A 7,061-nucleotide genomic window follows, 5' to 3' on the forward strand; every position below is an offset into this window, starting at 1 on the left:
CGGGCCGGACGCCTCGGATGCGTCGCGGGACCCGGCCGCCCGGACGGTGGCCGGGGTCGCGCCCCCGGGTCCCGTCCCGCCTGCCGCCGCCTCGCCGTCGTCCGAATGCTCGGTCGCCCAATCCCGCCCGACGATGAGGGAGAGGTCGTGGCTGATGGCGGTGCGCAGCCGCTCGTCGACGGGCCCCGAACCGGATGCGGCGATCGCGACGAGGTGGCTGAGGGCGGTGTCGTGGAGTCGTGCGATGGCGCGGAGCTCGTAGTCGTGGCGGATGACGAGTTCACGGGTCTGCTGGCTGGCTCGATGCAACGCCGTCTCGCGTCGGGCGTCGCTGCGGGTCAGCGCATCGAAGACCCGCGTGATCACCACGATGCCGAGTGCGGCGGCGGCCGCGGCGTTGGGCGCCCAGGTGGCGCCTGCCGCCGTGGCACCGAGGAAGGCCGCCGCCTCGCCGAGTCCCCAGCCGAGCGTCGCCCAGGTGATCGCGATCCGAGAGCCGATCCCGGCACCGCCGACGAGGAGGAGCGCGGTCCGGGGCATGGCGAGCAGCGCGTTGTTCGTCGTCTCGAAGCCGTTGCCCGGCGCCATCACGAGCACGGTCAGCCCGTACACGACGGCGGTGCCTCCCAGCAGGTACGCGACGGTGAGGGTGACGTTCGGGTGGAACGCCACGAGCGCGAACAGCGTGGCCTGCAGGCCGATCAGCGCGGAGGCCGCGACCGCCGCCTGCTGGTTCGGACCGAACTCGCCGACGGGCTCCAGGAGGATCGACGCGACCGCGATGACCATGGCCGATGCGAGGCACACCGCACCCGCAGCATGCCCGGCGCTCGCGAGCGCCCGACTCAGGGACGCCTTCGCGAGGTGCTCGGGCAGGCCCAGGGTCATGGTTGCTCCGATCCGGCCGTCGGGGGGAAACGGCACTGGCCGGATTATCGCAGTTCGGCGGCCGATCGACCCACTCTGCGACGTCGCGATGTCAGAACAGCATCGCGGGCGCCGCGCCCTCGAGCGCCGGGGGCGGCGAGGAACGATCGGCGACGCGTGACCGCACGCCACCGGTCACGACGTCCTCCCGCCCGCGATCGAGGCGATGCGCCCGCAGCAGCGGCGACAGCCGTGCGGCGAGCCACGTTCGATACTCCTTCGGCGCGTATGCGGCCGCGCCCGGGAACATCGCGCGGTACTTCGGCACGAGCTCCGGGTGCTCCCGCGAGAGCCAGTCGAAGAACCAGGGCTTGACCGACCCGCGCAGGTGGAGCGCCGAGAACACCACGCTCGTCGCGCCGGCCGCCTTGACCCGGCCGAGCGCGTCATCGAGGTGCGCCCGGGTGTCGGTCAGGTACGGCAGGATCGGCATCAGGAAGACCGTGCAGTCGAAGCCCGCCTCGCGGACCGCGGTGACGCAGGCGAGTCGGGCCGTGGTGCTCGGGGTCCCCGGTTCGATCGAGCGCTGCAGTTCGTCGTCGTACACCGCGATCGACATCGCGAGGTCGACCGGCACGTGCTCGCTCGCGCTCTTCAGCAGGGGGAGGTCGCGACGGAGCAGCGTGCCCTTGGTGAGCACGCTGAAGGGCGTGCCGCTGCCTGCGAGCGCCTCGATGATCCCGGGCATGAGGGCGTACCGGCCTTCGGCGCGCTGATACGGGTCGGTGTTCGTGCCGAGCGCCACGGGGTCGTGCCGCCATGACGGCCGAGCGAGCTCACGACGGAGCACGTCGGCGACGTTCACCTTCACGATGAGCTGCCGGTCGAAGTCGTCGCCGGGGTCGAGGTCGAGGTACTGGTGCGTCGGCCGCGCGAAGCAGTAGACGCAGGCGTGGCTGCACCCCCGGTACGGATTGATGGTCCATCCGAACGGCACGTACGACTGGCCCGGCACGCGGTTGAGCGCCGACTTGGCGAGCACCTCGTGGAACGTCAGGCCCGCGAACTCGGGCGTCCGGACGGAACGCACGAGGTTGCTCAATCGAGCCAGGCCGGGCAGCGTCCCCTGCTGCTCGACGTCGAGTTCCTGGCCGTTCCATCGCATGCGCTCATTCGAACATACGTTCGATCGCTCCGCAAGCCGGCGCGCGCACCGGCGACACCTCGGCGCAACATCCCCGGGCTACGCTGTGTCGATGTCCCGGACGCCGAATCCCGACCGTGGCCCGGCACCCGCGACATCATCCACCGGCCCCGGCCCTCGCGCTCTCGCATGGCGACGCGTGGTCCTCGCGATCGTCGGCCTCGCGTACGGCATCGGCCTGTGGACCGTCCTCTTCTGGCCCGTGCACGTGGACGGCGAGGGCGGCCTCATCAGGGTCGACGGGATCATCGACCTCCTCGGGCGGATGGGCATGCCCGCCGGGATCCGCTACCCGCTCGTGCAGTCCGGGCTGAACGCGGTCCTCTTCCTCCCGTTCGGCGCGCTCTGGGCCGCGTGGTTCCGGCGTCAACGGCTGCACCTGGTGATCTCCGCGACGGCGCTGGCCGCCGCTGCGAGCCTCGCCGCGGAGATCGCACAGGGCCGCTACCTCCCCGAGCGCACGTTCGACCTGCGCGACGTCGTCGCGAACGGGGTCGGCGCGGGCATCGGCGCCCTCATCGTCGTCCTCGCGGCGCGGCGCCCGCCACCACGCGATCCGGGTCCGTGACGACGGATGCCTCGAGCGCCAGCTCCTCCCCCGCCCATCGGCGCCGGAGCCAGCGGTCGTGGCTGGCGACGATCACCGCTCCGGGGAATCCGCCGAGCGCGTCCTCGAGCTCGCCGGCGAGGGCCAGCGAGAGGTGGTTGGTCAGCTCGTCGAGCAGGAACACGTGCGGGGGCGCGGCGATGACGAGCGCGAGCGCGAGCCGCCGCTGCTGTCCGACCGAGAGCCGCCCGACGGCGCGATCGAGGTCGCGCGACGCGACGAGTCCGAGACCGGCGAGTGGCACGCGCTCGGCGCGCCGCTCCCCCAGCGCCCGCTCGTAGATGGCGCGCGGCGTGGCATCCGGGTCTGCGAAGCGCACGTCCTGCTCGAGCAGGCCGACCCGCAGGCCCCGTCGACGACGCACGGTGCCCCGGTCCGGAGCGAGCCTGCCGGCCAGCACCGAGAGGAGCGTCGACTTGCCTGCTCCGTTCGCGCCCGTCACCAGCAGCCTGGTCGTCGACGCGATCCGCAGCGCCCCGAGGTCGAGGCGGCCGGCGACGGCGAGGTCGGCGACGTGCAGGAGGAGACCCGAGTCGTCCGACGGCGCGTGCGCACCGCCCGGGATGCCCGCGAACGCCATCGGCGCAGGCGGGCGGGCGACCTGCGTCCGCTCGAGCTCGTCCAACCGGGCCTCGGCGTTGCGGACCCGCCTCGACACGGCGGCCTCGACGTTCCCGCGCTTGAAGTGCTTCAGGAACTTGTCGTTGTCGGTCGGGCCGCGGCCGTGCGCGACCTGGCGGGCCGTCTCCGCGACCGAGCGGCGCAGCCGCCTCAGCTCGCCCTGCTCGTCGTCGTACTGCCGACGCCAGCGTGCGCGTTCGTCGTCGCGGCGGCCGAGGTAGTCGCTGAACGACCCCCCGAACACCGTGCCGACGGATGCCGCGAGCGCCGCTTCGCCTCCGTTCTCGCCCGATGTGCGGCCGGCCGATCGCGCGAGCGCGGTCGCGCCCGAACGACCGGGATCCAGGTCGAGGAGCCCCGTCGCGACGCGGTCGAGGAATTCACGGTCGTGGCTCGCGAACGCGACCGGCCCGCGCCAGCCGCGAAGTCGCTCCTCGAGGAAGGCCGCGGCGTCGTCGTCGAGGTGGTTGGTCGGCTCGTCGAGCAGGAGGGCCTCCGGCGATGCGAGCAGGAGGGCGGCGAGCGCGAACCTGCTGCGCTGCCCCCCGGAGAGCTCGTCGACGCGTCGATCTCGTCCGAGCCCCGACAGGCCGAGACCGTCGAGGAGTTCGTCGCACCGACGGTCGAGCGACCAGACATCGGCGAGTTCGGCGGCTTCGAGCGCCCGTGCATACCGTTCGGCCGGGTCGTCGTGCGACCCGGCCGGGTCCGAGGCGTCGGCCCCGAGCGCGGCGGCGGCGGCGTCGAGTTCACGCTCGATCGCACGCACCTCCTCGACGGCCGACTCGAGCACGTCGTGGACGCGGTCGCCCGGCGCGAACGGCGGCTCCTGGAGGAGCAGCCCGGTGCGCGTGGGGCGCACGAGGCGCCCCTGCACGGCGGCACCCCTGAGGGAGGCACCGGCGACGAGCCGCAGCAGCGTCGACTTCCCCGCGCCGTTCTCGCCGATGAGCCCGAGACGGTGCCCGGGCGCGACGGCGAAGCCGAGGTCGGCGAACACGCGGCGATCTCCGTAGGCGACCGAGAGCCCGTCGACGCGGAGGTGGGAGGAATGGGAGTGGATGACCGGCATGTGGAAGGGATCCCTTCGCGAGATGCCCCCGGGCCGTCGAACGGCGCCCGCGCGCTTCGGCGAGCACGGACGACGCGTCGACCGAGCGGTCGGCGCGCGAGGGCGACGACACGACGGCCCGGGAGCGGGTGATGGATCCCGCCGGGCGTGTGCCGTCGTCGAGGCGAGCGCGAACACGGTCGCGATCAGTGCAGGAGCGCACACCCCGGTGTCGACGGCGCCTCGGGCGCGGGACGGTGGGATGTACTCACTTCATAGCGCCGTCGAGAGTAGCAGACGGCGAGACGCCTGTGAAGAGCGGATGCCGCGGCGTCCGCCCCTCGCGTTCAGGCGCTGATATCGAGCGCGGCCGCGGTCCGCGCGAGCGAGGCCGCCGCAACCTCCGGGTCGTCGGAGAGGGTCGTGCCGTACGACGGGATCATCTCGCGGATCTTCGGCTCCCATTCGGCCATGCGGTCGGGGAAGCACTTCTGCATGACCTCGAGCATGATCGGGACGGCGGTGGACGCGCCCGGCGAGGCGCCGAGGAGGCCGGCGATCGAGCCGTCCGCCCCGGAGATCACCTCGGTGCCGAACTGCAGCACGCCGCCCTTCTCCGGGTCCTTCTTCATGACCTGGACGCGCTGCCCGGCCGTGATGAGCTCCCAGTCCTCCGACTTCGCCGTCGGCATGAACTCGCGCAGCGCCTTCATCTTGGCCTCGCGCGAGGCGAGCAGCTCGGAGACGAGGTACCGCACGAGGTCGAAGTTGCGCAGGCCCACCTGCAGCATCGGGATGATGTTGTGCAGGCGGATCGAGAAGGGCAGGTCGAACCAGGTGCTCGTCTTCAGGAACTTCGGGGTGAAGCCCGCGTACGGCCCGAAGAGCAGCGACGTCTCGCCGTCGACGACGCGCGTGTCGAGGTGCGGCACCGACATCGGCGGGGCGCCGACCGCGGCCTTGCCGTAGACCTTCGCCTGGTGCTGGGCGACGACCTTGGGGTTCGTGGTGCGCAGGAACTGACCGGAGATCGGGAAGCCGCCGTAGCCCCTGATCTCGGGAATGCCGGAGTGCTGCAGGAGCGACAGCGCCCCGCCGCCGGCGCCGACGAAGACGAATCGCGCGCGCACGGTCTCGGGGGTGTTGCCGACGAGGTTCCGGATGCGCAGCTTCCAGGTGCCGTCCTTCTGGCGCTTCAGCCACGTGACCTGGTGGTCGGTGCGGATCTCGGCTCCGCGCGACTCGATGTCGCGGAGCATCTGGACCGTGAGCGCGCCGTAGTCGACGTCGGTGCCCGACTCGATGCGGGTCGCGGCGATCTTCGCCTTCGGGTTGCGCTTCTTGGCCAGGAGGGGCGCCCACTGGGCGATCGTGTCGAGGTCCTCCGAGTACTCCATGCCGGCGAACAGCGGCTCGCCCTCGAGCGCGTCGACGCGCTTCTTCAGGTACTCGATGTTGGACTTGCCGCGCACGAAGGTCATGTGCGGCGTGGAGTTGATGAAGCTGTTCGGCTCGGAGAGCGCGCCCGACTCGACGAGGTGCGCCCAGTACTGGCGGCTGACCTGGAACTGCTCGTTGATCGACACGGCCTTCGCGGCGCTCACGCTGCCGTCCGCCGCTTCGGGCATGTAGTTCAGCTCGCAGAGCGCGGCGTGACCCGTGCCCGCGTTGTTCCACGGGTTCGAGGACTCCTGGGCGACGCGACCGAGGCGCTCGTAGAGGCGGATGCTCCAGTCGGGCTGCAGCCTCGAGATCAGGGAGCCGAGCGTGGCGCTCATGATGCCCCCGCCGATCAGGACGACGTCGACGCTTTCCTCGGAATTCACGCGTTCCAGTGTATGGGCGCGCGGATGGACGCGATGACCAGCCAGTCTGCCGCGGATGTACGCCCTGACCAGCCCGGGTGCGCGCTCAGAGGGCCTGGATGCCGCCGGCGAGCAGCCCGACGCCGGCCGTGGCGAGACCGATCGTGAGCGAGAGCGCGCCCAACCAGAGCAGCAGGATGGCGCGGCCCGGCTTCCCGGGATCGCGCCCGAGCACCGACAGGAAGAACCCGGCCGGCATGAGGATCGCGGCGATCGGCACGCCGAGTCGGGCGATCCAGAGCCATCCGCCCTCGAGCGCCGCCGCCGGCAGCACGGCGAGGATCGCGACCGAGAGCACGATGAGGACGCCCGCGTGCGCGTGCCCCGCGCGGAAGAACGACTGCTGCAGCGGGTTGGCGGGCGCGAGGCCGCGCGAGACGCGGGTGAGGAACCATCCGCCGCTCTCGACCGTGACGAGTGCGAGCAGGAGCGCTCCGATGAGGATGGTGTCGATCGGCGACGGCATGGCGCGGCCCTCCGGGGTTCGATGTCATGATTGGATAGCGTGACTCTCCAATATTAGAGAGTCATGCTATCCAATGCAAGGAGCGGGCATGCGCATCTCGGGACTCGCCGACGCCTCGGGCGTCGCCGTCGCGACCATCAAGTTCTACCTGCGCGAGGGGCTGCTGCACCCCGGCGTCGCGACCTCGGCGACGCAGGCGACGTACGACGACTCGCACGTGCGCCGGCTGCGGCTGATCCGGGCGCTCACCGGGCCGGTCGGGCTCAGCGTGCAGCAGGCGCGGACCATCCTCACCCTCGTCGACGACCCCGGCGACGACCTCTACGCCTCGCTCGGCCGGGCGGTCGGCGCGCTCCCTCCGGCCACCGCGCCGGCGCCGG

Annotated in this window: 6 protein-coding genes and 1 pseudogene; 2 read left to right on the forward strand and 5 right to left on the reverse strand. The window is 72.0% G+C overall.

The window, feature by feature from the left end; genetic code table 11:
• Both ESO86_RS08695 and ESO86_RS08700 read right to left on the reverse strand, forming a co-directional pair.
• Window positions 1-888 (reverse strand): annotated as a pseudogene (locus ESO86_RS08695) (hypothetical protein); the annotation flags it as partial.
• Window positions 889-979: 91 nt separating this feature from the next.
• Window positions 980-2,032 (reverse strand): Rv2578c family radical SAM protein, encoded by a 1,053-nt coding sequence (locus tag ESO86_RS08700; RefSeq protein WP_129234542.1) that lies wholly within the window; start codon window positions 2,030-2,032, stop codon window positions 980-982.
• A gap of 178 nt (window positions 2,033-2,210) precedes the next feature.
• On the opposite strand from ESO86_RS08700, the gene ESO86_RS08705 reads away from it, so the two are divergent.
• Window positions 2,211-2,639, forward strand: coding sequence for a VanZ family protein (locus ESO86_RS08705; protein WP_165307530.1), 429 nt, complete (start codon window positions 2,211-2,213; stop codon window positions 2,637-2,639).
• Here ESO86_RS08705 and ESO86_RS08710 read toward each other — a convergent pair.
• The 3 genes from ESO86_RS08710 to ESO86_RS08720 all read right to left on the reverse strand — a co-directional run bounded on the left by ESO86_RS08710 (window position 2,587) and on the right by ESO86_RS08720 (window position 6,681).
• Window positions 2,587-4,371, reverse strand: a complete 1,785-nt coding sequence (locus ESO86_RS08710; RefSeq protein ID WP_129234544.1) for an ATP-binding cassette domain-containing protein — start codon at window positions 4,369-4,371, stop codon at window positions 2,587-2,589. The two genes, ESO86_RS08705 and ESO86_RS08710, sit on opposite strands and share 53 nt — an antisense overlap.
• Window positions 4,372-4,697: 326 nt before the next feature.
• Window positions 4,698-6,176 carry a malate:quinone oxidoreductase gene (locus ESO86_RS08715; RefSeq protein WP_129234545.1) on the reverse strand — a complete coding sequence of 493 codons (1,479 nt, stop codon included), beginning with the start codon at window positions 6,174-6,176 and terminating at the stop codon, window positions 4,698-4,700.
• 85 nt (window positions 6,177-6,261) lie between these two features.
• The gene (locus tag ESO86_RS08720; protein WP_129234546.1) at window positions 6,262-6,681 is read right to left on the reverse strand and encodes a hypothetical protein; all 420 of its coding nucleotides are present in this window, start codon (window positions 6,679-6,681) and stop codon (window positions 6,262-6,264) included.
• A gap of 88 nt (window positions 6,682-6,769) precedes the next feature.
• Here ESO86_RS08720 and ESO86_RS08725 point away from each other — a divergent pair.
• Window positions 6,770-7,061 (forward strand): MerR family transcriptional regulator (locus ESO86_RS08725; protein ID WP_129234547.1); only part of this gene is annotated, 292 nt, incomplete at its 3' end.

Source organism: Agromyces binzhouensis, from assembly GCF_004135055.1.
GTDB classification, from domain to species: domain Bacteria; phylum Actinomycetota; class Actinomycetes; order Actinomycetales; family Microbacteriaceae; genus Agromyces; species Agromyces binzhouensis.